26 protein-coding genes are annotated in these 24538 nt (G+C 71.4%); 13 read left to right on the top strand and 13 right to left on the bottom strand.

Annotation, left to right across the window (positions count from 1 at the left end; genetic code table 11):
- Position 1: 1 nt before the first annotated feature.
- From ACFYQ6_RS11975 to ACFYQ6_RS11960, 4 genes are all read right to left on the bottom strand, one after another.
- Complete coding sequence (locus ACFYQ6_RS11975) at positions 2–1732, bottom strand: ABC transporter substrate-binding protein (RefSeq protein ID WP_361587043.1); 1731 nt, start codon at positions 1730–1732, stop codon at positions 2–4.
- Between the two features lie 211 nt (positions 1733–1943).
- Positions 1944–2039: an Ms4533A family Cys-rich leader peptide gene (locus tag ACFYQ6_RS11970; protein WP_356738022.1), complete on the bottom strand. Its 96-nt coding sequence runs from the start codon at positions 2037–2039 to the stop codon at positions 1944–1946.
- An 89-nt stretch (positions 2040–2128) separates the two neighbouring features.
- Positions 2129–3472 carry a DUF3152 domain-containing protein gene (locus ACFYQ6_RS11965; protein ID WP_388762730.1) on the bottom strand — a complete coding sequence of 448 codons (1344 nt, stop codon included), beginning with the start codon at positions 3470–3472 and terminating at the stop codon, positions 2129–2131.
- Positions 3473–3480: 8 nt separating this feature from the next.
- On the bottom strand, positions 3481–4446 hold the full coding sequence (locus ACFYQ6_RS11960; RefSeq protein WP_361587049.1) for an alpha/beta hydrolase: 966 nt from the start codon (positions 4444–4446) through the stop codon (positions 3481–3483).
- Between the two features lie 110 nt (positions 4447–4556).
- Here ACFYQ6_RS11960 and ACFYQ6_RS11955 point away from each other — a divergent pair, with 110 nt between their 5' ends.
- The 4 genes from ACFYQ6_RS11955 to ACFYQ6_RS11940 all read left to right on the top strand — a co-directional run bounded on the left by ACFYQ6_RS11955 (position 4557) and on the right by ACFYQ6_RS11940 (position 6591).
- The gene (locus tag ACFYQ6_RS11955; RefSeq protein ID WP_361587052.1) at positions 4557–4772 is read left to right on the top strand and encodes a hypothetical protein; all 216 of its coding nucleotides are present in this window, start codon (positions 4557–4559) and stop codon (positions 4770–4772) included.
- A gap of 171 nt (positions 4773–4943) precedes the next feature.
- A complete protein-coding gene (locus tag ACFYQ6_RS11950; RefSeq protein ID WP_361587055.1) occupies positions 4944–5585 on the top strand; it encodes a TetR/AcrR family transcriptional regulator in 642 nt (213 codons plus the stop codon).
- Positions 5586–5720: 135 nt separating this feature from the next.
- Positions 5721–5948 carry a DUF3107 domain-containing protein gene (locus ACFYQ6_RS11945; RefSeq protein WP_167526138.1) on the top strand — a complete coding sequence of 76 codons (228 nt, stop codon included), beginning with the start codon at positions 5721–5723 and terminating at the stop codon, positions 5946–5948.
- 373 nt (positions 5949–6321) lie between these two features.
- On the top strand, positions 6322–6591 hold the full coding sequence (locus ACFYQ6_RS11940; protein ID WP_361580154.1) for a hypothetical protein: 270 nt from the start codon (positions 6322–6324) through the stop codon (positions 6589–6591).
- Positions 6592–6600: 9 nt separating this feature from the next.
- Here ACFYQ6_RS11940 and ACFYQ6_RS11935 read toward each other — a convergent pair whose 3' ends face one another.
- Positions 6601–7347: a ferritin-like fold-containing protein gene (locus ACFYQ6_RS11935; RefSeq protein WP_361580152.1), complete on the bottom strand. Its 747-nt coding sequence runs from the start codon at positions 7345–7347 to the stop codon at positions 6601–6603.
- 474 nt (positions 7348–7821) lie between these two features.
- Between ACFYQ6_RS11935 and ACFYQ6_RS11930 the strand changes: the two genes are divergently transcribed.
- Both ACFYQ6_RS11930 and ACFYQ6_RS11925 read left to right on the top strand, forming a co-directional pair.
- Positions 7822–9804, top strand: a complete 1983-nt coding sequence (locus ACFYQ6_RS11930; protein WP_388762727.1) for a DEAD/DEAH box helicase — start codon at positions 7822–7824, stop codon at positions 9802–9804.
- A gap of 365 nt (positions 9805–10169) precedes the next feature.
- Positions 10170–11036, top strand: coding sequence for an alpha/beta fold hydrolase (locus tag ACFYQ6_RS11925; protein ID WP_388762725.1), 867 nt, complete (start codon positions 10170–10172; stop codon positions 11034–11036).
- 28 nt (positions 11037–11064) lie between these two features.
- On the opposite strand, the gene ACFYQ6_RS11920 is transcribed toward ACFYQ6_RS11925, so the two are convergent.
- A complete protein-coding gene (locus ACFYQ6_RS11920) occupies positions 11065–11976 on the bottom strand; it encodes an NYN domain-containing protein (RefSeq protein ID WP_361580146.1) in 912 nt (303 codons plus the stop codon).
- A gap of 210 nt (positions 11977–12186) precedes the next feature.
- On the opposite strand from ACFYQ6_RS11920, the gene ACFYQ6_RS11915 reads away from it, so the two are divergent.
- On the top strand, positions 12187–12339 hold the full coding sequence (locus ACFYQ6_RS11915; RefSeq protein WP_175420788.1) for a hypothetical protein: 153 nt from the start codon (positions 12187–12189) through the stop codon (positions 12337–12339).
- A gap of 132 nt (positions 12340–12471) precedes the next feature.
- On the opposite strand, the gene ACFYQ6_RS11910 is transcribed toward ACFYQ6_RS11915, so the two are convergent.
- From ACFYQ6_RS11910 to ACFYQ6_RS11900, 3 genes are all read right to left on the bottom strand, one after another.
- A complete protein-coding gene (locus tag ACFYQ6_RS11910) occupies positions 12472–13077 on the bottom strand; it encodes a MarC family protein (RefSeq protein ID WP_361580144.1) in 606 nt (201 codons plus the stop codon).
- 156 nt (positions 13078–13233) lie between these two features.
- Positions 13234–14100: a PHP domain-containing protein gene (locus tag ACFYQ6_RS11905; protein ID WP_361580142.1), complete on the bottom strand. Its 867-nt coding sequence runs from the start codon at positions 14098–14100 to the stop codon at positions 13234–13236.
- A gap of 151 nt (positions 14101–14251) precedes the next feature.
- Positions 14252–14896 carry a DUF6758 family protein gene (locus tag ACFYQ6_RS11900; protein WP_361580140.1) on the bottom strand — a complete coding sequence of 215 codons (645 nt, stop codon included), beginning with the start codon at positions 14894–14896 and terminating at the stop codon, positions 14252–14254.
- A 156-nt stretch (positions 14897–15052) separates the two neighbouring features.
- Here ACFYQ6_RS11900 and ACFYQ6_RS11895 point away from each other — a divergent pair, with 156 nt between their 5' ends.
- A complete protein-coding gene (locus ACFYQ6_RS11895; RefSeq protein ID WP_361580138.1) occupies positions 15053–16285 on the top strand; it encodes an MFS transporter in 1233 nt (410 codons plus the stop codon).
- A 197-nt stretch (positions 16286–16482) separates the two neighbouring features.
- Here the strand turns inward: ACFYQ6_RS11895 and ACFYQ6_RS11890 are convergent, their stop codons facing one another.
- Complete coding sequence (locus ACFYQ6_RS11890) at positions 16483–17067, bottom strand: suppressor of fused domain protein (protein ID WP_388762721.1); 585 nt, start codon at positions 17065–17067, stop codon at positions 16483–16485.
- Positions 17068–17479: 412 nt separating this feature from the next.
- Here ACFYQ6_RS11890 and ACFYQ6_RS11885 point away from each other — a divergent pair, with 412 nt between their 5' ends.
- Both ACFYQ6_RS11885 and ACFYQ6_RS11880 read left to right on the top strand, forming a co-directional pair.
- Positions 17480–18595 carry a magnesium and cobalt transport protein CorA gene (locus ACFYQ6_RS11885; RefSeq protein WP_361580134.1) on the top strand — a complete coding sequence of 372 codons (1116 nt, stop codon included), beginning with the start codon at positions 17480–17482 and terminating at the stop codon, positions 18593–18595.
- Between the two features lie 65 nt (positions 18596–18660).
- Positions 18661–19179 (top strand): hypothetical protein, encoded by a 519-nt coding sequence (locus ACFYQ6_RS11880; protein ID WP_361580132.1) that lies wholly within the window; start codon positions 18661–18663, stop codon positions 19177–19179.
- 10 nt (positions 19180–19189) lie between these two features.
- On the opposite strand, the gene ACFYQ6_RS11875 is transcribed toward ACFYQ6_RS11880, so the two are convergent.
- Positions 19190–19945: a hypothetical protein gene (locus tag ACFYQ6_RS11875; RefSeq protein ID WP_361580130.1), complete on the bottom strand. Its 756-nt coding sequence runs from the start codon at positions 19943–19945 to the stop codon at positions 19190–19192.
- 172 nt (positions 19946–20117) lie between these two features.
- Between ACFYQ6_RS11875 and ACFYQ6_RS11870 the strand changes: the two genes are divergently transcribed.
- From ACFYQ6_RS11870 to ACFYQ6_RS11860, 3 genes are read left to right on the top strand one after another with little or no spacing between them, the layout of a single operon-like run.
- Positions 20118–21392, top strand: a complete 1275-nt coding sequence (locus ACFYQ6_RS11870; RefSeq protein WP_388762718.1) for a magnesium transporter MgtE N-terminal domain-containing protein — start codon at positions 20118–20120, stop codon at positions 21390–21392.
- The gene (locus tag ACFYQ6_RS11865) at positions 21382–21960 is read left to right on the top strand and encodes a DUF1003 domain-containing protein (RefSeq protein ID WP_361580126.1); all 579 of its coding nucleotides are present in this window, start codon (positions 21382–21384) and stop codon (positions 21958–21960) included. Before ACFYQ6_RS11870 ends, ACFYQ6_RS11865 begins: the two co-directional genes overlap by 11 nt.
- Positions 21961–21984: 24 nt before the next feature.
- Complete coding sequence (locus ACFYQ6_RS11860) at positions 21985–23118, top strand: Mrp/NBP35 family ATP-binding protein (RefSeq protein WP_388762716.1); 1134 nt, start codon at positions 21985–21987, stop codon at positions 23116–23118.
- Between the two features lie 78 nt (positions 23119–23196).
- Here the strand turns inward: ACFYQ6_RS11860 and ACFYQ6_RS11855 are convergent, their stop codons facing one another.
- Together ACFYQ6_RS11855 and ACFYQ6_RS11850 are read right to left on the bottom strand one after the other, a co-directional pair.
- A complete protein-coding gene (locus ACFYQ6_RS11855) occupies positions 23197–23859 on the bottom strand; it encodes a hypothetical protein (RefSeq protein WP_361580122.1) in 663 nt (220 codons plus the stop codon).
- A gap of 126 nt (positions 23860–23985) precedes the next feature.
- The gene (locus ACFYQ6_RS11850) at positions 23986–24444 is read right to left on the bottom strand and encodes a sec-independent translocase (protein WP_361580120.1); all 459 of its coding nucleotides are present in this window, start codon (positions 24442–24444) and stop codon (positions 23986–23988) included.
- Between the last annotated feature and the right edge of the window lie 94 nt (positions 24445–24538).

Below are 24538 nucleotides of genomic sequence, written 5' to 3'. Positions count from 1 at the left end.
GTTACTTGACCGCGGCCTGGGAGATGTCGAGCACGCCGGTCCAGTCGCTGATGACGACGTTCTTGACGTCCTGGCCGAACAGCCTCTTGTAGACCGGGTGGAAGAGCGGCACCGTCAGGGCCTGCTCGCCGATCTTCTTGTCGAGGGCGCCCCAGCGCGTGGCGGCGGCGTCCAGGTCGGTGAGCTTGTTGATCTCGTCGATCTCCTTGTTGACCGACGGGTCGTTCAGGAAGCCCGTGTTGAAGTTGGCACCGTCCTTCACGATCTGACGGCCGTCGAAGATCGGTGCGAGGAACGGGCCGCCCGAGGGCCAGTCCGCGCCCCAGTGCGCGAGGAAGAAGCCCGGCTCCTCGGACGCGCTGTGGATGGTGTCGGAGTAGTCGTTGCCCTCCAGGCCCTGGAGCTCGACGGTGATTCCGGCCTTCTTGAGCGCGGCCTGGATCGCCGTGGCGATCTCCGGGCTCGTCTCGAAGTCCTTGTCGTTGGAGTGCGTGAGGGTGACCTTGATGCCCTTGGGGTGGCCGGCCTCCTTCAACAGTTCCTTCGCCTTCGCCGCGTTGCCCGTCTCCCCTGCGGGGAAGTGGTCGTAGGGCGTGTAGCCGAAGGACTTCTGGTTCGGCAGGTACGTGGTGGCGGGCTCGGCGAGCGAGGAGCCGCCGGCCGCGTTGATCACGGAGGAGCGGTCGACGGCGTAGGCGATGGCCTGGCGCACCTTCGGGTCGTCGAAGGGCTTCACCTTGGGATTGAAGGCGATGTAGTTCGTGTAGCCGAAGTGGCCGGTGCCCACGCGTGCGGCGAGTTCCTTGTCCCCGGTGACCTTGGCGAGCTCGGCGGGACCGAGGTTGGTGTCGGTGGTGACGGCGGCGGCGTCGGCGCCCTGCGAGGCGGAGAGCCGCTGGTTGATGACGGCGGAGTCCAGCCCGGAGCGAACGTCGATCTTGTCCGGGTACGCCTTGCGCTCCTCGTCGGTGGCGGCCGACCAGTGCGGGTTGCGCTCCAGGACGAGCCGCTCGCCGTCGTTCTCGTTCGAGACGACCTTGTACGGCCCGGAGGAGACGGGGTGTTCCTCGTACTTGGTGCCGGTGTCCTTGGCCTGGGGCACCGGGGTCGTCTGGGTCTGCGTCGCGAGGTACGGGAACTCGCCCTCGGGCTTGTTCAGGTGGAAGACGATGGTCCTGTCGTCCGGGACCTCGATGGAGTCGAGGCCCTTCTTGTCCTTGTACGGCCCCTGGTAGTCGGCTCCGCCGATCAGCCAGTCCCGCAGGTAGGGCGCGCCGCCCGAGAGTTCGGCCGCGAAGGACCTTTCGATGCCGTACTTGATGTCCGCGCTGGTGATCGCGGTGCCGTCCTCGTACTTCAGCCCGTCCTTGAGGGTGTACGTCCAGACGGTGGCGTTCTTGCTGGGCGTGCCCAGGTCGGTGGCCAGGTCCGGGACGACCTGTGCGCCCGCCTCGCCGTTCTCGCGGTTGCGTGTGGTGAGCGTGCGGAAGACGAGGGACGGGACGTTGCCGCCGCCGGAGGTGTAGAGCCGGGCGGGGTCGAAGTCCTGCTGGGGGTTGCTGTTGAGGACCGTGAGGGTGCCGCCCTTGGCGGGCTTGCCCGAGGCACCGTCGCCACCGCCGCTCCCCCCGTTGTCCTGCGGCCCCGCGCAGGCCGCGAGTCCGGCGACCAGGGCGAGACCTACTGCGGCGGCGGTTGCCACGCGGCGCGATATGACGGACGGCTGACTCATCGGAAGATGACCTCTCGGTGTGCTGCTGCGACGGGGAAACGGGAGAGATGCCCGTCCGGGGCGCAGCGAGGTCTCACCTCTGGCGAGGAGCCGGGAGACCTGGAGACACACATGCCGCGCCTGCGGACGGAGAACGCCCGGGCGCGGCAGTCAGGATGGACCGGGGAGCCGGGAAGGGCTCCTCCGGTGCCGACGCGCGCTCGAGCAGGCGTCAGCGACAGAGAATGTCGGCTACGCAGTGCCCGGCCACGCCGAAGAGCGCCAGCTCGATGGCGGCGCGCTCGGTGGATGCGGACGTGCGTGACATGCGGAGAAATATGGAGGACCTCTTCCGCGATGTCAACGCGGAATGAGACGGGCGTCTCACGATCCGGGACGGAGGGCCCGTCCCGGCCCTCAACTGCCCGGATACACCCACGGGTTGGGCCGGCACTTGACGCCGTCCAGCTCCAGGGTCTTGGTCTGCTGCTGCATCACGGGCGCCAGGGCTCCCGGCGTGCGGCAGCTGACGTGGTTGTGGCCCAGCCGGTGGCCGACCTCGTGGTTGATGAGCATCTGCCGGTAGATCAGGAGCTTGCCCGGACCGAAGGTGGCGGCCCCCTGCGCCCAGCGATAGGCGTTGATCATCACGCGGTCGGTGGCCGCGGAGTCGCAGGAGACGTTGTCCTCGGTGGTGTCCAGACCCGACTTCGCGCACCAGACCGCGGTGGTACCCGGGCTCGCGAGAGTGATCACGAAATCGGCCTTGCCGGACGAGATCCGCTCGAAGGTCATGGCACCGTTGTGTGCCCAGCTGCGGTCGTCGTTCAGCGTCTTCTGCACGGCTTCGGCGAACAGCCCGGCGTCGAGACCGAGGCCCTTCTCGACGTCGATCCGGTACCGGTGCACTTCCCCCTTGCCCGGCGCGTCGGCGTGCCCCGCCACCGCCTCGAACGTCCCGGGCCCCTTCAGGCTCGCGGCCAGCGGATAGGGGGCGGCCATCTTCTGCGCGTACGACAGGGGCTTGACCTCCTGCGGCTTCACCTCGGGGGTGGCACGGTCCACGGAACGGGAGGAGTCCCCCGAGTCCTGCCGGTCGACACCCGTGGTCCGCGGCGCATCGGGGGTGCTCCCGGAGTCCTGCGCCACCTGCCCGGCCACCACGACCGCGAGGACCGTGGTCACCGCGGCGGCGGCGATCCCGGTGAAGGTGCGCCCCTTGCTCCCCTTCGGCTCCCGGCCGTCCGGGGCGCCGGGGTCCTCGCCAGGGCCTTCCGGGCCCTCGGGCCCGCCGGGCGGAGCCGAGGTCTCGAACGTCTCGGCCGCGCGCGCGGCCGACGCGGGCGGGACGGGACGCGAAGGCGCCGTGTCGAACGCCTCCAGAAACTCCTTGCGGGGGCCGGGTATCAGCGGAGCGCTGCCCGTCTGCGGCCCTGCGGTACGCCGCTCCGCCGCCATCCGCTGCGCCGCCTGCTGCCGCGCCATGGCCTGCCGGGCCCGGTAGGCCTCCTGGCCGCCCTGCTCCGCCGGGTCACGGCCGCGGTCGTACGCGGGGAGCGGGCCGGTCCCCCATCCGCCACCGGGCTCACGCTGTTCGGGATGCCCGCCGCGCACCTGGGGGGCGTCGTGGAACGGGCCCGCGGGTGGCGGGGCGGCGCTCCGTCCCCGTCGGCCGGTACCCCGCCCGGTCGCCGGCGCGGCTGCGCCGGCCCCGGTGTCGCGCCCTGTGACCTCGGGGCCCTTTCGGCTGTGTCGTCCCACGCCCCGGATCAGCTCCTGCCGCGTTCGTCGAGCAGTTCCCGGAACGCCTGGGCGACCGCCTCCGGATACTCCATCATCGCCACGTGCCCGGCGTCGGGCAGTGTCAGCAGACGCGAGTCGCGGAAGGCCGCGGACGCCCTGCGTGCCATCCGGTACGAGACGAGCTGGTCCCGTCCGCCGTACACGAGCAGGGTCGGTGCGAGCACCCGCTCGGCCTGGCGCCACAGGTTGTGCTGGCCGCCCAGCGTGTAGGCATCGACGATGCCCCGGGCCGAGCGTGTCATGGCGTCCCAGAAGTACGGCAGCCCCAGCCTGCGCTCCATCTCGGCCACCGCATGGCGGAAGGCTTCGTCGGAGATGCGTGCCGGATCGCCGTAACAGAGTGCCATGGCTCCGCGCGTGCGCTGCTCGGCGGTCCAGTCACGGGTGAGCCTGACGAACAGGGAAGCGACGCCCGGGAGTGCGAGCAGCGCCGTCGGCACGGCGGGCCGCTGGACCCTGATCTCGGGCAGAGCAGGGGAGATGAGCGTCAGGGTGCGCACCAGATCGGGCCGCACGGCAGCGACCCTGGTGGCAACGGCGCCCCCCAAAGAGTTACCGAAAAGGTGAACGGGCCCCCGCTGTTCCTCGTCCAGGAGCCGGATCACCGCCCGGGCGTGTCCGGTGACGGAGTAGTTGCCGTCGTCCGGCGGCGGGGAGTCCCCGAAGCCGGGGAGGTCCACCGCCTCGCAGTCGAGCGTGTCCGCCAGCAGGGGCATCAGGGCCGACCAGTTCTGGGAGGAGCCGCCCAGGCCGTGCACGAAGAGGGCGGGAGCGGCCTCCGCCGTCCTTGCCGGGCGCGAGCGGACGTTCAGGGTGAGGCCCACCGGGGTGACGGTGCGCAGCTTCTCCCCCTCCGCCACCCTGACGGCACTGACCGTGGGGGCCACCGCGGCGGCGACGGCTGGGATACCGGGCAGCTCGGTCGAAGACATGCGGCAATGTTACGAGATGATCACGCGGTGGTTCATGTGTTCGCGGTCACAGGCCGCATAGCGTCCCTGGAGGGTTGCTCCTAGGCTGCAAGGGAAGGAAGGGAGCCACCATGACGGTCGACCCGAGCGACCCCGAGACCTTCGAGGACACCGAGCCGGAGGAGCGCGACCCCGAGGCCCCCGAAGCGGACGCCGTCGAGCAGCGGTCCCCCGTGCGGCCCGAGGACGACGAGCCCCTCACCCGCATCGACCCGGGAGCGGCGAACGAGGCCGACGCCGCCGAACAGGCCCGCGTCGTCACAGAAGATGAGGACGATTACCGGTAGATCGCACCGCTTTGCGGTGCCGACCGGCACATCTGTGGCTACCGCAGCCGTCCGGTCCGTGAAATTCTGCGTCCGCGCCGCGCGCACCCGGGTTACCGAAAAGTACGATGGCATCCACGGCGCAGCGTGCACGGTACGACTGTGTTCGATCACGAGTTCTTGGGAGGCGGCGTGACAGCCATCGAGCAGACAGAGGCGGCGCGCCCACGGGGCACCCGGCTGCCCCGCCGTGCCCGACGCAATCAGCTGCTGGGCGCCGCGCAGGAGGTCTTCGTGGCGCAGGGTTACCACTCCGCGGCGATGGACGACATCGCCGAGCGGGCGGGCGTCAGCAAGCCGGTGCTGTACCAGCACTTCCCCGGAAAGCTCGAGCTCTACCTCGCCCTGCTGGACCAGCACTGCGAGTCGCTGCTCCAGGCGGTGCGCACGGCGCTCGCCTCCACGACGGACAACAAGCTGCGCGTGGAGGCGACGATGGACGCCTACTTCGCGTACGTGGAGGACGAGGGCGGCGCCTTCCGGCTGGTCTTCGAGTCCGACCTGACCAACGAGCCGGCCGTCCGCGAGAGGGTGGACCGGGTCTCGCTGCAGTGCGCGGAGGCCATCTCCGACGTCATCGCAGGTGACACGGGGCTCTCCAAGGACGAATCGATGCTGCTGGCGGTCGGCCTCGGCGGGGTCTCCCAGGTCGTGGCGCGCTACTGGCTCTCCAGCCGTTCGGGAATTCCGCGGGACACCGCGGTCCAGCTCCTCACCTCCCTCGCCTGGCGAGGCATCGCGGGATTCCCGCTGCACGGCGCCGATCAGCACTGAGCCACGGCCGCGGCCGGGGCGGTGTTCGCTGCGGGCGTTGCCGGTCGGCCCCTGTCCGGTCCCTTCACCGGGCTAATGTGTGCTGCGTACGGCGCGGTTCACCGCGCAGAGACGGACCGTCGGAGGGACATAGCCGTGGAGGTCAAGATCGGGGTGCAGCACACGCCCCGCGAGATCGTTCTGGAGAGCGGACTTTCCGCCGAAGAGGTCGAGAGCGCGGTCGGCGAAGCGCTCAACGGCAAGGCGCAGCTGCTCAGCCTCACGGACGACAAGGGCCGTAAGGTCCTGGTGCCGGCCGACCGGATCGCGTACGTGGAGATCGGCGAGCCCAGCACCCGGCGGGTGGGGTTCGGCGCGCTGTAGCACGCGCGACGCGAAGCAGAAGAGGTGGGGGGGGGGGGGGGGGGGGGGGGCGGGGGGGCCCCGCCGGCGGGGGGGGGGGGGGGGGGGCCGGGGGGCGCGCCCCCGCCCCCCCCGACGCCCCGCCCGAGCGGGTGTGCGGCGGACCAACAGTGCCTCCCACACCCCCCCCCCCCCCCCCCCCGGGGGGGCGGGGCGGCGGCCCCCCCCCCCCCCCCCCCCCCCACCTCTTCTGCCGGGATCCTGCTCCGGATCCGCCCCGGACGTTCCCTCGGTGGGGGCCGGCTGGGGCGGAGGAGGGTTGCGTTCCGCAAGCCCCGGGTAGTACGGCCTACGACCGACTGCCCGCCGCGCCATCAAGCGAGGTGACCCCTCAGTGCTCTGGGAACCCATCAGCTCCGTCGTGCTCGGACTCGTCCTCTCGTGGGTCGCGCTGCGCTCCCTGCCCGGCCGCCTCCCGTCCCCCCGTGTGGTGTTCGTCACGGGTGCGCTCGGCGCCCTGTTCGGGGCGTATCTGACCCACTCGGCGCTGGGCGGAGCACATCTTCTGGCGACCCCGGCCGGTGCCGTGCTGGTGGGGGCGGTCACCCTGTCCCTGCTGATCCGCCCGCGCGGCAGCCGGCCGGTGCGGTCGGCGGCGTTCTGACGGGCCCGGTCAGGCGGCGAGGCCGAGTGCGGCCATCCGCTTGGTGTGGGCCTCGGTGATCCGGGAGAACATCCTGCCGACCTCGGCGAGGTCGAAGCCGTCCGCCACACCGCCCACGAGCATCGTTGACAGGGCGTCACGGTCCGCGACCACACGCTGTGCCTGCGAGAGCGCCTCGCCCATGAGCCTGCGCGCCCACAGGGCGAGGCGTCCGCCGACCCGGGGCTCCGCCTCGATCGCGGCCCGCACCTTCTCCACGGCGAAGTTCCCGTGCCCCGTGTCGTCGAGCACGGAGAGCACGAGGGAGCGGGTGTCGGAGTCGAGCCGGGCGGCGATCTCCCGGTAGAAGTCGCTGGCGATCGAGTCACCGACGTACGCCTTGACCAGGCCCTCCAGCCAGTCCGAAGGCGCCGTCTGGCGGTGGAAGTCGTCGAGCGCCTTGGCGAAGGGCTCCATGGCGCCGGTCGGCTCCGCGTCGATCGCGGTGAGCCGGTCGGTCAGCTGCTCGAAATGGTGGAACTCGGCGGACGCCATCCGCGCCAGGGCCGCCTTGTCACCGAGTGTCGGCGCGAGTTTCGCATCCTCGGCGAGCCGCTCGAAGGCCGCGAGCTCCCCGTAGGCGAGCGCGCCCAGCAGATCCACGACCGCGGCGCGGTACTGCGGGTCGGCAGAGGCGGTGGCCCAGTCCTGGGCGGCGATTCCGGTCGGTGCGGGCGCTTCGTCGGATGCTTCAGTGGCGTTGTCAGGCGTCTCCATGGAGCGCAGAATAGCCCGCCACGTGGGGGGTGGAAGGGCCTGGCCGACCGGAGACATCACACCGTTCCGATGAATTCGCCCAACACACATGCGCGAATCCGGGGTACAGTGGTATTGCGCTTACTGAGCATTTTCTTGTGCCAGGAGCGCGACCTTGAATGAGGATGCCCGGTCGGTGGCCCGATCGGCTCCGACCCGACAGCCCTCCACGCGAGGCGTACACCACGTACGACCGCAGATGAGGGGCCCCCTCAGCGGCACGAGCGCTCGAGCGACGGCAGTGGTCCCGCGCCACCCGGCCCATCCACGGCCGGATGACCAACCCCGGCACGGTACGACCCCCAGCGTTCGCCTCGGGCCGCGTCTCACAGAAGAGGCAGCACCCTGACTACGTTCCGCGACCTCGGAATTCTCACCGAGACGGCCGAAGCCCTCGAGGCGGTCGGCATCACGTCCCCCTTCCCCATCCAGGAGATGACGCTCCCCGTCGCGCTCTCCGGCTCCGACGTCATCGGCCAGGCCAAGACCGGCACCGGCAAGACGCTCGGGTTCGGCCTGCCGCTCCTGGAGCGCGTCACCGTCCCCGCCGACGTCGAGGCCGGCCGCGCCGCGCCCGAGAAGCTGACGGACGCGCCGCAGGCCCTGATCGTCGTCCCCACCCGCGAGCTGTGCCAGCAGGTCACCAACGACCTGCTGACCGCCGGCAAGGTCCGTAACGTCCGCGTTCTCGCGATCTACGGCGGCCGGGCCTACGAGCCCCAGGTCGAGGCCCTCAAGAAGGGCGTCGACGTGGTCGTCGGCACCCCGGGACGGCTGCTGGACCTGGCGGGCCAGCGCAAGCTCGACCTCTCGCACATCCGTGTCCTCGTCCTCGACGAGGCCGACGAGATGCTGGACCTGGGCTTCCTGCCCGACGTCGAGCGCATCATCACCATGCTGCCGCCGAAGCGCCAGACGATGCTGTTCTCGGCCACCATGCCCGGTGCCGTCATCAGCCTCGCGCGCCGCTACATGTCGCAGCCCACGCACATCAACGCCACCTCGCCCGACGACGAGGGCACGACCGTCAAGAACACGGCGCAGTTCGTCTACCGCGCCCACTCGATGGACAAGCCCGAGATGGTCTCGCGCATCCTGCAGGCCGAGGGCCGCGGGCTCGCGATGATCTTCTGCCGTACGAAGCGGACCGCCGCCGACATCGCGGAGCAGCTGGAGAAGCGCGGCTTCGCGTCCGGCGCCGTCCACGGTGACCTCGGCCAGGGCGCCCGTGAGCAGGCGCTGCGCGCCTTCCGCAACGGCAAGGTGGACGTCCTCGTCTGCACCGACGTCGCCGCGCGCGGCATCGATGTCGAGGGTGTGACCCACGTCATCAACTACCAGTCGCCGGAGGACGAGAAGACCTACCTCCACCGCATCGGCCGTACCGGCCGCGCGGGCGCCAAGGGCATCGCGATCACGCTGGTCGACTGGGACGACATCCCCCGCTGGCAGCTGATCAACAAGGCTCTGGACCTGAAGTTCCCGGACCCGCCGGAGACGTACTCCACCTCGCCCCACCTCTACGAGGAGCTCGGCATCCCGGCCGGCACCAAGGGTGTCCTGCCCCGGGCCGAGCGGACCCGTGCGGGTCTGCGCGCGGAGGAGATCGAGGACCTCGGCGAGACGGGCGGCCGTGGCCGCAAGTCAGCCGCCTCCGCCCCGGCGCCCCGCGAGGAGCGCCCGCCGCGCACGCCGCGTCAGCGTCGTCGCACCCGCGGTGGCAGCAGCCTGGAGGAGGGCGCCGTCACCGTGCCGGCGCCGTCCACCGAGGCCGCGCCCACCGAGGCCGCGCCCGTCGAGGACGCTCCGGAGACGCGTACGCCGCGCCGCCGGCGCCGTACCCGTGCCGCCGCCCCCGAGGCCGTGGCGGAGGCCTCGGTGGCCGTGACCGAGGCCCCGGCCGTGGCCGTGGCCGTGGAGGCCGCACCGGTGGCCGAGGCCGAGGCCGTGTCGAAGCCGCGCCGTCGCCGTTCGCGTGCCGCTTCGGCTGTCGCGGAGCCCGCCGTCGTGGCGGCCCCGGCCGCCGAGCCCGTGGTGGACTTCCAGACCGTGGCGGTCTCCGCGCCCGCCGCGGAGCCCGTGGCCACCCGGCCGCGCCGCCGTGCCCGGGTCGTGAAGCCGGCCGACGAGGTCGACTTCCAGATCGCTCCGGTCTCCGAGCCCGTGAGCGAGACCAAGTCCCGCCGCCGCACCACCCGTGCCACCGCCAAGCCGAAGGCCGAGGTGGCCGTCGAGACCACGTCCGCAGACGAGACCGCGGAGCCCAAGCCCCGCCGCCGCCGTCCGCGTGCCGCGGAGAAGGCTGAGGCCGCCCCGGTGACCGAGGCCGTGGTGGACGCCGAGGCGGCCCCCGCCAAGCCGCGCCGCCGCCGGTCCCGCGCCGCGACGGCCGCCGCCGCGGAGACGACCGAGAGCTGATCCGCAGCCGCGGTCCAGCTTCCGTACGGCCCCGGTTCCCGCACTGCGGGGGCCGGGGCCGTACGTCTGCCCGGACCGGTAGCCCGACGCGGGGACCGGGGGCGGGGCGGTACTCCGCTGCGGGAGTCGAGGCGAGGCCGATACCCCGCTGCAGGGGCCGGGGCGAGGCCGGTACCCCGCTGCGGGGGTCGGGGCGGGGCGGCACTCCGCTGCAGGGGCCAGGGCGGGGCCGGTACCCCGCTGCGGGGACCAAGGCGGGCCGGTACCCCGCTGCAGGGGCCAGGGCGGGGCCGGTACCCCGTTGCGGGGGTCGGGGCAGGGCTCCGCCCGGGCGCTGTCCGGCCTCCGGCGATACCCTCGGCCCCATGAGCCGGCCGCCCACCTTCACCCCGCCCTCCTGTGCCCGTTCCCGCGTGCTGCGCACCGCACGCGGGGACTTCGCCGTGCTGGACGCCGCGCCGTCCGGCGGCGCGCACTCCACGGCCCTCCTGCTGCCCGGGTACACCGGCAGCAAGGAGGACTTCATCGCGCTGCTCGAACCCCTCGCCGAGGCCGGCTTCCGGGTGCTGTCCGTCGACGGCAGGGGGCAGTACGAGACCGAGGGTGCAGGACACCAAGAGGCCTATGCGCAGGCGGAGTTGGCGCTGGACGTACTGGCGCAGGCCGCCGCGGCCGACGACGGCGGGGCGCCGGTGTCCGGCGGGATCCATCTGCTGGGCCACTCCCTGGGCGGCCAGATCGCCCGCGCGGCGGTGCTCCGGGACGCCACGCCCTTCCGCTCACTGACCCTGATGTCCTCCGGGCCGGCGGAGATCGACCCCGCACAGCAGAAGAAGGCGCAGCTGCTCGGCGACGCCCTCGGCCGGTGGAGCATGGCCGACGTCTGGCAGATGATGCGCGCGATGGACCCGCCGGAGGACGCCGACACGGGTGACGGCGAGGACCTGCGCCGCCGCTGGCTGCGCCACGACCCCGCGCAGCTGATCGCCACCGGCGCGCAGCTGTCGTGCGAGCCCGACCGGGTGGCCGAGCTCGCCGCGCTGTCCCTGCCGGTGCACGTCATCTCGGGCGAGCGTGACGACGTCTGGCCGCTGCCGCTGCTCGACGGGATGGCGCGGCGGCTGGGCGCCCGCCGGACCGTGATCGAGGGTGCCGAGCACTCCCCCAACACGGCCCGGCCCTTGGAGACGGCCGCCTCCCTGATCTCGTTCTGGAACGGCGTCCGCCCCTGACGCCACGGCCGGGGCGGCCCGCAGACCGTCAGTACTGCGCCTGGAGGTGCTGCCAGAAGCCGTCGCGCAGCGCCCTGCGCAGCGGGGCGTGACCGCGCAGGGAGTGCTGGAGGAGCCGTTCGGCCTCGACGAGGAGGTCCTGGTCGACGGAGCCCGGCAGGTAGGGGTGTCCGGGCAGCAGGTCGGCGAGTGCCTCTCGGCCGCGCGAGGAGAGCCAGGCGGCGGCGATCTGCGCTCCGACGAAACGGACGTCCTCGCGGGCGGGGGCGGGGCTGTCGTCCTCGTACATCGTGACGGAGCGCCGGGTCACGTACGGGCGGCAGAAGTCCAGGTCGAAGGTGCGCTGGCTGTCGACCTCCCAGAGCAGCGGCTCCGCCTGGTTGCGCCCCTCGCCCGCCTCGATGCCCCAGAGGTGGACACGGGCCCCGTAACCCTGCGCCGCCTCGACGGCCGAGACCAGGTCCTCGTCGCCCCCGACGAGCGCCGCGTCGCTGATGGCACGGTGCCGGGCCAGCGACTCCAGGTCCGTACGGATGAGTGAGTCGACGCCCTTCTGCTGGTTGTTGGCGTTGAGGTTGCCGAGCCTGACCTTCACGTCGGGGAGTTCGGCGATGGACTGCTGCTCGACGGTGTGGATGCGGCGCCTGGCCCCGTCGTACCAGTACACGCGGAGCAGCCTGCTGTCCGCGAAGATCGTGCGGGCCTTGTCGATGAAGGCCTCGATCAGCCCTTCCGCGTCCAGGTCGAAGGAGCGGCGGTCCTCGGTGCCGGTGACGAGCAGACCGGCAGCCGCGTACACGTAGCCCGCGTCCACGAAGATCGCATGGGTGGAGGGTGTCTTCGACACCTCTGCGAGGACGCGCTGGAGGAGTGCGTTGGTGCGGTCCAGCTGTTCGCGGATGTCCGGTCCTTCGTCCGCCCGCGTGTCCGCGTGATTCATGCGGACCTCATCGTCCGCGTATGGCTGATTACCGACGGGTACTTAGACATCCAAAAAATTTCCTTAGCGTAGGGAATGTTTGCCGTCGGCAAGCCGTTGTAACCCCTGTGGAGCGCGGGGCGCGATCGCCGCGTGCTCCACATCCTTGCGGACGGCAGGCCCGTCCTCCCAGTAGTTCTCCAGCAGGAGGATCAGACGAAGGGAAGCCATATGCGCTTCGAGATCATGCGACTCGACGATGTCGACGGTACCGCCGTGGACAGCACCGTCGTGGACGCCGCCTCCGTCAACCGGATCGTGCAGCAGGCCGCCTCGATGGGCCAGCGCATCTACATCCGGCCGGCCGACACGTCGGCTTCATAACACCTTGTTTCGCTTCGTGTCGCTGAAGACGAGCGCATGACGAGCTGAAGAAGACGAAGCGCCCCCGCACGGAAGGACCGTGCGGGGGCGCTGTGGTGTCCGGGGCGCTCCGCGCCGACGGCGTCCAGGCCTTCAGGAGGTCTGGATGACCTGGGTGACGCCGTTGATGATCTGCTGAACGGCGATGGCCGAGAGCATCATTCCGGCGAGCCGGGTCACCAGCACCACGCCGCCGTCCTTGATCACACGGATGATCAGCAGCGAGTAGCGCATGACCACCCAGAGCACGAGATGCATGGCGACGATCGCCGACCAGACCGAGATCTGGCCGCCGGCGCCGTCGGCGTTCTGCACCGCGAGGATCACCGAGACGATCGCGCCGGGGCCCGCGAGCAGGGGCATGCCCAGCGGCACGAGGGCGACGTTGACGTCCTTGGTCTGGGTCGGCTCGTCCGTCTTGCCGGTGAGCAGGTCCAGCGCGATCAGCAGCAGGAGCAGCCCGCCGGCGATCATCAGCGCGGGCACGGAGACGTGCAGGTAGTCGAGGATCTGCTGGCCGAGCAGACCGAACACGGCGATCACCCCGAAGGCGACGGCGACCGCCTGCAGGGCCATCCTGCGCTGGACCTTGACGGGCCGGCCCGCGGTGAGGGCCAGGAAGATCGGGGTGATTCCGGGGGGATCCATAATCACAAAAAGGGTGAGAAAAAGGGATCCGAAGACAGCGATGTCGAACACGGTGAGCCTTGAGCCTTGCGAGAGATGAGCGGGCCGAACAGGAAGGTGCGCGCGCGCCGGCGCCACGCGGGGGCCGGACGCGCCTGCGCGCGAAGGGGGGAAGAAGGGGGATGCCGGCTACGGCCAGGAGTGCCCGTAGCGGGCGGGAAAGCCCCGTTACGCGGGGAGCCGTCCTCCGGCGCCCGGCACGGGGAACGCTCCCGTGGCGCGCCGGGTGATCTCGCCGTAGATCTCGGGGTCGGTGGTGTACTCCCCGAGACGGACGGTCTTGCGGGTTCCGTGGTAGTCGCTGGACCCGGTCGGCAGCAGCCCCAGCTCGGCGGCGAGTCCCCGCAGCCGGGCCCTGGTGGACTTGTCATGGTCCATGTGGTCGACCTCGATGCCGTCCAGCCCGGCCTCGGCCAGCCGCGCGATCACGGCCTCCGGCACCACCGCGCCGCGCTTGACGGCGAGCGGGTGGGCGAAGACGGTGACGCCGCCCGCGGCCTTGACCAGCCGGATCGCGTCGAACGGGTCGAGTTCGTGCTTGTCGGCGTACGCGCGCCCGCCGTTCCCGAGCCAGGCGGAGGTGAAGGCGTCGGAGACCGAGTCCACGACGCCCAGCTCCACGAGCGCGGTGGCGACGTGCGGGCGGCCGACCGAGCCGTCGCCCGCGATCCTCGCGACCTGCTCCCAGGTCACCGGGACGCCCAGCTCCTGGAGTGTGCGCACCATGGCCTGGGCCCGCGGCACCCGGTCGTCCCTGACGAGCTCACGCTCGCGGGCCAGTTCGGGCTCGGCCGGGTCGAAGAGGTAGGCCAGCATGTGCAGGCCGATGCCGTCGATGCTGCAGGAGAGTTCGGCGCCGGTGACGAGGGTGAGCCCCTCGGGGAGGGCCGCGACGGCTGCCGCGTGGCCGCCCACCGTGTCGTGGTCGGTCAGGGCGACGACGTCGAGACCCGCGGCGGCGGCGTTCGCCACCAGCTCGGCGGGGGTGTCCGTGCCGTCCGACGCGGTGGAGTGGGTGTGCAGATCGATGCGCACGACGTACTCCAGTGCTGGCGGCCGGACAGGGGACGCTCAAGGATAACCGCCGTGCGTCACCCTTCCGGCCCTCGGCCGAGGCGCCCCGTACCGCGCCGGGCCCCCCGTCATGGGCGTCCCCCGACGCCCGGTTCCGTGCCGGAAGCCCACGTCAGGGCCGTGTGAGCAGCCGGGGGGTGAGCGCTCCGCACGGCAGGAGGTCCACCTCGCCGCCCGCGTCGCGCAGATCGGTCAGCACCAGCTCGTCGTACATCAGGAGCCCTGACTGCTCGGGCCAGAGGATCGCCCAGAGCCACAGCCCTCTGGCCTCGCCGGCGAAGACCGCGCGATCGGCGGGAGCGTCCTTGACGTGCCAGAGCGCGGTGGGACGCCCGGCCGCGTGGACCTTGGCGTCAGGTGCGGAGTCGACACTCAGGGCGGCGCCGGGGTCCGGGCCCTCGATGCCCGCGTAGCGCGCGCCGAGCCCGACACCGAGCTCCTCGGCGACGAGCAGCAGTTCCCCCATGCCGCCGAGCGGACCGGGGCCCGAGCACGCGACCGCGGTGGCGCGGCCACCGCTGCGGTCGTCGCCCGCGTACGCCGCGCCCGTGAACAGCCAGCCCACGGGGAGCGGCCAGGGCATCCACACCGGCACCTGGGCCCGGTGCACCACGACTCCGAGCGCCTCGACGCTGGGCGGGACCACCGGCTGCATCGGGTGCACCTGGCCGTGCGCGGCGCACTGCCAGGCATCGGCGAAAAGGCCGGGCGCCCTGACCCGGCCACCGCACTTCGGGCAACTGGGTTCGCCCCTCATAACGCCCCACGGTCCTCCCCGGCCGTCGCCGCGTCAAGGACGATCACCCGTCCGCAGCGCGGCTCCCACCAGGAGAGATAGATGCAGCTTGCACTTATTAGAATGCCTAACTTATTCTGTGCATGACGCAACGACCTAGTGGAGAGCGAGAGAACCATGCGGGAAGAGGACCCGTTCGACGAAGGGGCGACCAGCATCCTGCGCCAGCCGAAGGCCGTCTGGGCCACGGCGGGCGCCTCGGTCGTGGCCTTCATGGGGATCGGCCTGGTGGACCCGATCCTGCCGTCCATCGCCGAGGGGCTGGAGGCCACACCGAGCCAGGTCTCCCTGCTGTTCACCTCGTACTTCCTGATCACCGCGGTCGCGATGCTCGTGACCGGCTTCGTCTCCAGCCGCATCGGCGGCCGCAAGACCCTGCTGGCCGGTCTCGCGCTGGTCGTCGTCTTCGCGGCGCTCTCCGGAACCTCCTCGTCCGTCGGCGAGCTGGTCGGCTTCCGGGCCGGCTGGGGCCTGGGCAACGCCCTCTTCGTGTCGACCGCTCTCGCGGTGATCGTCGGAGCCGCCGCGGGCGGGAGTGCGGCGGCGATCCTGCTCTACGAGTCGGCCCTCGGTCTCGGCATGGCGTGCGGGCCGCTGGTCGGCGCGCTGCTCGGTGACGCCAGCTGGCGCTATCCGTTCTTCGGGACCGCCGCGCTGATGGCGGTCGGTTTCCTCTGCATCACGGCCTTCCTCAAGGAGCAGCCGAAGCCGGCCCGGAAGACCTCGCTGCTCGACCCGGTCAGGGCGCTCGGCCACGGCGGCCTGGCCTCGGTCGCCACCTCGGCGTTCTTCTACAACTACGCCTTCTTCACGATCCTGGCCTTCACGCCGTTCGTGCTGGACATGTCGCCGTACAGGTCGGGAGCGGTGTTCTTCGCCTGGGGCCTGCTGCTCGCCGTGTTCTCCGTACTCGTCGCACCGCGCCTGCAGCGGCGCTTCGGCTCGCTGAAGGTGGTGGGCGGCTCCCTGGTGCTGCTCGCCGCCGACCTGGTGATCCTCGGATACGGCGACCACACCACGGCCGTCGTCTGCACCATCGTCTCCGGCGCCTTCATCGGCATGAACAACACCGTCTACACCGAGCTGGCCCTCGGCGTCTCGGACGCGCCTCGCCCGGTGGCGAGCGCCGGCTACAACTTCGTCCGCTGGTTCGCCGCCGCGGCGGCGCCCTACCTCGCGCCGAAGATCGAGGAGTGGACCGACATCCACATCCCGTTCGTGGTCGCCGCGGTCGCCGCCCTGGCCGGCGCGCTGGTCGTGTGGGTCCGGCGCGCGGCCCTGACCCACGAGGCCGAGGAGCTGGAGCCCCGGCACGCCACCGAGGACGGCGTCAGCGTCTTCGCCGGCTGAACCACCGGCCCACCCTGCCCGGCCCCGCCCGCGGTCCCCCTCCTGGCCGCACGGCGGGGCCCTCAGCGTTCGGGCGCTCGGCGGGGCCGGCGCACGGCGGGCCGGCGCACAGCGCTCGGGTCCACGACGGGGCCCCCAGCGCTCGGGCACGCGCGACGGCGTGTCCGACACGTGCTCCCCCGCACGCCCCGCCCGCGTCAGTCCAGCGCCACGGAGGTACGGCGCGGGTCCCGCAGATCCGTGCCCTGCGAGAGCCAGCGCTCCTGAAGCTCCTGCGCCCCCCTGACCCGCTTCCAGGCGGCCTCGTTCTGCGTCATCGGCAGCAGCGGCAGGAAGCGCACCGGCTCCATCGGGGCGTCCAGCTCCAGGTCCTCGACCAGGCCGCCCGGCTCGGCGACCAGGACGGAGCTGAAGGGCGCCCCCGGCCAGAGCGGCTGCCCGAGGTCGAGAGACGCGCCCGGGGCCACGATCAGCCCTTCGACCTGCGGGGACGCGGCCAGTACCGCGAGCGGCCGCAGCACCTGGTCGGTGTCGGCGAGCCCCACCCGCACGGACAGGACCAGTTCGGCGCGCGGACCCTTCACGGGGTCGGCGAGCGGTGAGGTGGGGTCGGCCATCGGCTGGGCCGACATGCCGAGCGTGGCGTAGCGCACCACGTCGCCGTCGACGAAGCGGAGCACCTCGATGCGGTCCGTGCCGAGGAACGTCACGTCGGCGCGCGCGTCCGGCTCCCCCAGCGCCGTCCGGAGCCGGGCCTCGACCAGATCAAGAATTTCTCGCATACCGCGAGCATAGAACGCGTTGTGAACGGGCAAAGGAAGGAATTGGCCCTGAGTCAGGCTGATAGCCTGGGCCGTCGGTCGGGACAGCACGCAAAGCGTCGCTCTCAGTCCTGACAACACGTGATCCCCTACGGGGGACCGGCCGGAGGAGGTGGGGCCGCGGTGGATCCAAGTCGACCGTGCAGTACCAGCCGCTCTTCCGCACGACGCCTTCCTTCTGTGATCTGACGTCCCTCCCGGACCTCACCACGGCAGTTCGCGCAACGGAAGAGCCCCTCGTTTTTGCCTGTCTGTAGCGAACGCCGTCATCGCGCCCGCGCGGTGCCGCCCGCTTTGCGGACGTGAGCGCACGTCCCCATTCCGGGCTGTTCCACGCCCCCGCCGACGGCCCTCCGTGGAAGAGGAGCCAGCCATGTCGATGATCCGTGACCTGCGCGCCGCCGTGCGCCCGTCCCTGCGCAAGAGCAACACCCCGTACAGCACGTACGACACCACCCGTGACCCCTCCGCCTCCAGCGCCGTCGTCGACTGCGCGGTCTACCGCGACGGCCGCAGGGTCACCGACGCCTCCTGCCTGACGCCGCGTGAGGCGATGCTGCGGGTGCGTGAGGACGGCGGCTTCGCCTGGATCGGCCTGCACGAGCCGACCGAGGAGGAGTTCGCCGGTATCGCGCGGGAGTTCGGTCTCCACCCGCTCGCCGTGGAGGACGCGGTCCACGCCCACCAGCGGCCCAAGCTGGAGCGGTACGACGAGACGCTGTTCACGGTCTTCAAGACGATCCACTACGTCGAGCACGCCGAACTGACCGCGACCAGCGAGGTCGTGGAGACCGGTGAGGTGATGTGCTTCACCGGACGGGACTTCGTCATCACCGTCCGGCACGGCGGCCAGGGCTCGCTGCGCGCCCTGCGGCACCGGCTCCAGGACGACCCCGAACTGCTCGCCAAGGGCCCCTCCGCCGTGCTGCACTCCATCGCCGACCACGTCGTCGACGGGTACATCGCGGTGGCCGGGTCGGTGCAGGACGACATCGACGAGGTCGAGATCGACGTGTTCTCCACCCCCGCGAAGGGCAGCCGGCGCGGCTCGGACGCGGGCCGGATCTATCAGCTGAAGCGTGAGGTACTGGAGTTCAAGCGCGCCGTGTCGCCCCTGCTGCGGCCGATGCAGCTGCTGAGCGAACGCCCGATGCGGCTGATCGACCCCGACATCCAGAAGTACTTCCGTGACGTGGCCGACCACCTCGCCCGCGTGCACGAGGAGGTCATCGGCTTCGACGAACTGCTCAACTCGATCCTCCAGGCCAATCTGGCGCAGGCGACGGTGACGCAGAACGAGGACATGCGCAAGATCACCTCCTGGGCGGCCATCATCGCCGTACCGACGATGATCTGCGGGGTGTACGGCATGAATTTCGAGCACATGCCCGAACTGCGGTGGACGTACGGCTATCCGATGGTGCTGGCGCTCATCGGCGTCGTCTGCTTCTCCATCCACCGCACCCTCAAGCGCAACGGCTGGCTCTAGGGGCCCTCGGCCGCATCACGCCGGGCTCGCGCCGGCCCGGACGGAGGACGCAATAGAGTTCGGGCATGACTGCTGCTGACGTGTTGCTGGCCCGGGCTCTCGTCGAGGAGGCCACCAAGAAGTCCGGCCTGATCTGGGTGCGGGGCTCCGGGCCCTCCCGGGCGCTGTGGCACGTCTGGCACGAGGGCGCCGCGGTGGTCGTCGGGGACGGCCCGGGTGAGCAGCCGCTGCCCCCGGGGCTGGACGCCGGCGGCGCCGCCGAGGTCACCGTACGCAGCAAGGACAAGGGCGGCAGGCTCGTGGCCTGGACGGCCGGGGTCGCGGTCCTGGAGCCGCACTCCGAGGAGTGGGAGGCGGCGGTCGGCGAGCTCAAGGGCAAGCGGCTGAACGCACCGGACGCCGAGCGGATGACCGACCGCTGGGCGCGTGAGTGCCGGGTCGTACGGCTGACCCCCGGCACCTGGACCACCGACCTGCCGGACGGGTCGCTGGCCGCGACTCCGCTGCCCACGACGGCGACCACCCGGCGGACGGCTCCCGCCGCGCTGCCCCGCCTGCTCCTGAAGCGCAGGGGCAGGCGCTGAGGGCCTTCCGTCAGCTCGAGGAGGACCTGGGCAGCTGGCCGCCGTAGTCGACGGTGTCGTCCTCGGACGGCGCCTCCAGCGGGAAGGTCTGCCCCCAGTCCGCGAGGGTGACGGTGCCGCCGCCCCCGCCACGGGCCACCCGCAGGGGGTACGGAGTGCCCTTCAGGGAGACGTCCAGCGCACCTCCCTCACCCTTTCCGCCCATGATCTGCACGGTGCGCACCCCGCCGATGGTGTCCCGGCCGCCCTTGTTGACCTTCCCGTGCAGCGTGAGCATCCCGTCGAGCAGCGTCTCCTTCTCCGTGAAGCCGCGCAGCTGCTGGTAGGTCGGGTCGTCCTCGGGGACCTTGACGTACTTGCCCTGGAGCTTGTCGGCGGCCTGGTCGCTCTCGTCGTCGCCCGTCTCGTCCTTCCAGAAGCCCGCGTCGGCCTTGAGGAAGAGCTCGTCACCGACCCTCAGCAGCGCGAAGGTGTTCTGCTTCGAGGTGACCGATCCGGTGCCGCCCTCGCCGCTGAGCCGCATGTTCAGGGTGTACGTGACGCCCTTGCTGACCAGCTTGCCCGTCAGCCGCACCGTCTTCGCGGCATCGGCGGCCGCCCGCGTCTTCTTGTCGATCTGTGCGGCCGTCAGCTTGCCGACGCCGTTGGTCCCCTTGTCGGGGTCCTCTCCCGCGCAGGCCGTGAGCGCGGCGGTCATTCCCGCGCAGAGCACCACGGCGGCAACGGTCCGGCGTCGGGCCCGGACGGCCGGGGCGGAAGAGGTCACGGGCGCACTGCCTCTCATCTGTGTGTCGGGGGGTGGCAGACGGCAGCGTACCCGTGCCGCGTACGCCATTCGGCAGAGCGCCTTACGGACGGTCCGCCAGGGCGCCCCGGACCGGTACGGGCTAGCCTGATCACGGCGGAGGAGGACGTGAAGGACGAGGGAGGCGCACAGGATGGCGGCAGGCGCTCCCAGAGTTTTCGTCTCCCACCTCTCCGGCGTACCGGTGTTCGACCCCAACGGCGACCAGGTCGGCCGGGTCCGTGACCTGGTGGCGATGCTGCGGGTGGGAGGCAGGCCCCCGCGTCTGCTCGGCATGGTCGTCGAGGTCGTGAGCCGGCGGCGGATCTTCGTACCGATGACCCGGGTGACCGGAGTGGAGTCGGGCCAGGTCATCACCACCGGCGTGGTCAACATGCGGCGGTTCGAGCAACGCCCGACCGAGCGACTCGTCCTCGGCGAGTTCCTCGACCGGCGGGTGCGGCTGGCGGAGACGGACGAGGAGGTGACCGTCCTCGACGTCGCCATCCAGCAGCTCCCCGCGCGCCGTGACTGGGAGATCGACAAGTTCTTCGTCCGCAAGGGCCGTGGCGGTGCTCTGCGCCGCAAGGGCGAGACGCTGACGGTGGAGTGGTCGGCCATCAGCGGCTTCTCGCTGGAGGAGCACGGGCAGGGCGCCGAGAGCCTGGTGGCGACCTTCGAACGGCTGCGCCCCACCGATGTGGCCAACGCCATGCACCACCTGACGCCCAAGCGCCGGGCCGAGGTCGCCGCGGCGCTCGACGACGACCGGCTGGCGGACGTCCTGGAGGAGCTCCCCGGGGACGACCAGGTGGAGATCCTCGGAAAGCTGGAGGAGGACCGCGCGGCGGACGTCCTGGAGGCGATGGACCCGGACGACGCGGCCGACCTGCTCTCGGAGCTCCCGGAGGCGGACAAGGAACGGCTGCTGGCCCTGATGCGGCCGGACGACGCAGCCGACGTACGCCGTCTGCTGTCGTACGAGGAGCGGACCGCGGGCGGGCTGATGACGACCGAGCCGATCATCCTGCGGCCCGACGCGACGGTCGCGGACGCACTGGCCCGGGTGCGCCAGCAGGACCTGTCCCCCGCGCTCGCCGCCCAGGTGTACGTGTGCCGGTCGCCGGACGAGACGCCGACCGGCAAGTACCTCGGCACCGTGCACTTCCAGCGGCTGCTGCGCGACCCCCCGTTCACCCTGGTGAGTTCGATCGTCGACAGCGATCTCGTGCCGCTGACGCCCGACACCCCGCTGCCCGCCGTGACCAGCTATCTGGCGGCGTACAACATGGTCTCCGTACCCGTGGTGGACGAGAGCGGCTCGCTGCTGGGCGCGGTGACCGTCGACGACGTGCTGGACCACCTGCTCCCCGAGGACTGGCGCGAGACCGACTTCCAGGGCGAGGAGGAGACCACCGGTGGCAGCTGAGGACCGTTCGCGGGCCGTGCCGACCGGCGCCTCGGGCATCGTGCGCCCCCCGCGGCCCCGGCTCGACCAGCCGAAGGCGCCCCGGCGCCGGCTGCTGCCGGAGTACGACCCCGAGGCGTTCGGCCGGTTCTCCGAGCGCATCGCCCGCTTCCTCGGCACCGGACGCTTCATCGTATGGATGACGCTGATCATCATCCTGTGGGTGGTGTGGAACATCTTCGCGCCGCCGGACCTGCGGTTCGACGAGTACCCGTTCATCTTCCTGACGCTGATGCTGTCGCTCCAGGCGTCCTACGCGGCCCCTCTGATCCTGCTCGCCCAGAACCGCCAGGACGACCGGGACCGGGTCACCCACGAACAGGACCGCAAGCAGAACGAGCGCTCCATCGCGGACACCGAGTTCCTCAGCAGGGAGATCGCCGCGCTCCGGATGGGCCTCGGCGAGGTCGCCACCCGTGACTGGATCCGCTCGGAGCTGGAGGCGATGGTGAAGGACATGGAGGAGCGGCGGCTCCTCCTCACGGCCGAGAGTGACGAAGACGACCGCGGAGGGGCTACCCGCCCGTAGGGACCGGCGCCGTACCATCGTCCTATGGCTACGGAAGACGCGGTGCGCGAAGCACTGGCGACAGTGAACGACCCGGAGATCCACCGACCGATCACCGAGCTGGGCATGGTGAAGTCGGTCGAGATCGATCCTGACGGTGTAGTCGCTGTCACCGTGTATCTCACGGTCTCCGGCTGCCCGATGCGCGAGACGATCACCAAGAACGTGACCGACGCGGTGGCCCGTGTCGAGGGCGTCTCGCGGGTCGAGGTCACGCTCGACGTGATGAGTGACGAACAGCGCAAGGAGCTCGCCTCCTCGCTGCGCGGCGGCACGGCGGAGCGCGAGGTGCCGTTCGCCAAGCCCGGTTCGCTGACCCGGGTCTACGCGGTCGCGTCCGGCAAGGGCGGCGTCGGCAAGTCCTCGGTGACGGTGAACCTCGCCGCGGCGATGGCGGCCGACGGGCTCAAGGTCGGTGTGGTGGACGCGGACATCTACGGGCACAGCGTGCCCCGGATGCTCGGCGCGGACGGCAAGCCCACCCAGGTCGAGAACATGATCATGCCGCCGTCCTCGCACGGCGTGAAGGTGATCTCCATCGGCATGTTCACCCCGGGCAACAGCCCGGTGGTGTGGCGCGGGCCCATGCTGCACCGCGCGCTCCAGCAGTTCCTCGCCGACGTGTACTGGGGCGACCTCGACGTCCTGCTGCTCGACCTCCCGCCGGGCACCGGCGACATCGCGATCTCCGTGGCGCAGCTCGTGCCCAACGCGGAGATCCTGGTCGTCACGACCCCGCAGCAGGCGGCGGCCGAGGTCGCGGAGCGGGCCGGCTCCATCGCCGTGCAGACACACCAGAAGATCGTCGGTGTGGTCGAGAACATGTCGGGCATGCCGTGCCCGCACTGCGACGAGATGGTCGACGTGTTCGGTTCGGGCGGTGGTCAGCGTGTCGCCGACGGGCTGACGAAGACGGTCGGCGCCGAGGTGCCGGTGCTCGGGTCCATCCCGATCGACGTACGGCTGCGCGAGGGCGGCGACGAGGGCAAGCCCGTCGTCCTGTCCGACCCGGACTCCCCGGCCGGCTCGGCCCTGCGGTCCATCGCCGGGAAGCTGAGCGGCCGTCAGCGCGGCCTGTCGGGCATGTCGCTGGGTCTCACCCCGCGCAACAAGTTCTGAGCCCCTGAGCGGGTGGCGGTGGCCTCGTCCGGGCCGCGGCCACCCGCTCTCGCGTGTCGCTCAGCTCACGCGCGTCGCTCAGCTCTCGTACGAGGCGATGTCACCGATCACGGCGAAACCCAGGCCGTAGGCGCTCATGCCACGCCCGTACGCGCCGATGTGCACCCCGTCCGGGGCCGATCCGGCGAGCACCCAGCCGAACTCGGACTCCCGGTAGTGGAATTCCGCCGGCACCCCGTCCACCGGGAGCGAGAGCGTGGACCAGGGAGCCCGGCCGAGGTCGTCGGCGAGCTCGAAGGCGGTCTCCGTCTGCTGGTTCAGCCATTCGCCACGTAGCGTGTGGTCCATCTGCGGGGGCCAGGTGCAGTCCAGCAGGCCGGCGCCCGCCAGCCAGGCCGCCGACGAGACCGTCGTCGCGTCCAGCACACCCGTGCCGTCGTCGCTGTCACGCACCGGGCTGCTGCCCACCGTCACGACCACCGCGAAACGCGCCTTCTCCGCCCCCGCGTCGGCGCGCACCACCGGCTCCTCGCCGTGCCCGGTGGAACCGTGCTGCACCGTGTCGTCCGCCGCGGCGGTGACGTGCATCAGCCAGCGAGGGCCCGTGAAGGCCCCGTCCAGCCCGTACCAGGGGAACGGCGCCTTGAGATAGCCGTCGACAGTACGCCGGGTCGCCGGCACCCCCTCTGCGGTGACTGTGCTGGGCGCACCGTCCGCCCCTACCCGACTCGTCGTCTCCATCTGCCCGGCCGCCTCCTCGATCTTCCGCTGATCCGGAGCGGCCCTCCCCCCATGGGCATGGGCAACCTCGCAACCGGACAGATGGAGAATAGCCATACCGTCCGGACGAGCCGGGATTGACGGGTCTCAGGTGGCGTCTGCGTCGAAGGGCGGGCGCTCGTCCTTGGCGGGCTGCGCGGGCTTCTTGAGCAGGTCGGGGGCCCCGGCGGCACCGGACGCCGCTGCTGCGGCGGCGGTGCCGGTGGAGGACGCGCTCTCGCGGCCGTTCACCGCGTCGGTGACCTCGGCCATCTCCTTGCGCAGGTCGAAGCTCTCCCGGATCTCCTTGAGCCCCAGTTCGTCGTTCCCGGTCGCGAGCTGCTTGCGGATGTACGTCTTGGGGTTGAGGTCCTCGAACTCGAAGTCCTTGAACTGCGGTCCGAGCTCCGAGCGGATGTCTTCCTTCGCGCTGTCCGAGAACTCACGGATCTTGCGGATGGTGCGCGTGACGTCCTGGATGACCTTCGGCAGCTTCTCCGGGCCGAATACGAGCACGGCGAGAACCACGAGCGTCAGCAACTCGAGTGCGCCTATGTCATTGAACACCTTGCTGCTCCTCGTGTTCTCTGCGTGGTCTCCGCGTGATCTCCGCCGCCAGGTCGTCAGGGCCCGGGCCGCTCCACGGTACCCGGCGAAGCTG

Origin of the sequence: Streptomyces sp. NPDC005494 (assembly GCF_042872025.1) — a bacterium.
Classification (GTDB): Bacteria; Actinomycetota; Actinomycetes; order Streptomycetales; family Streptomycetaceae; genus Streptomyces.
The sequence above is the reverse complement of the archived record's forward strand: the minus strand, read 5'-3'. Positions and strand labels throughout refer to the sequence as shown.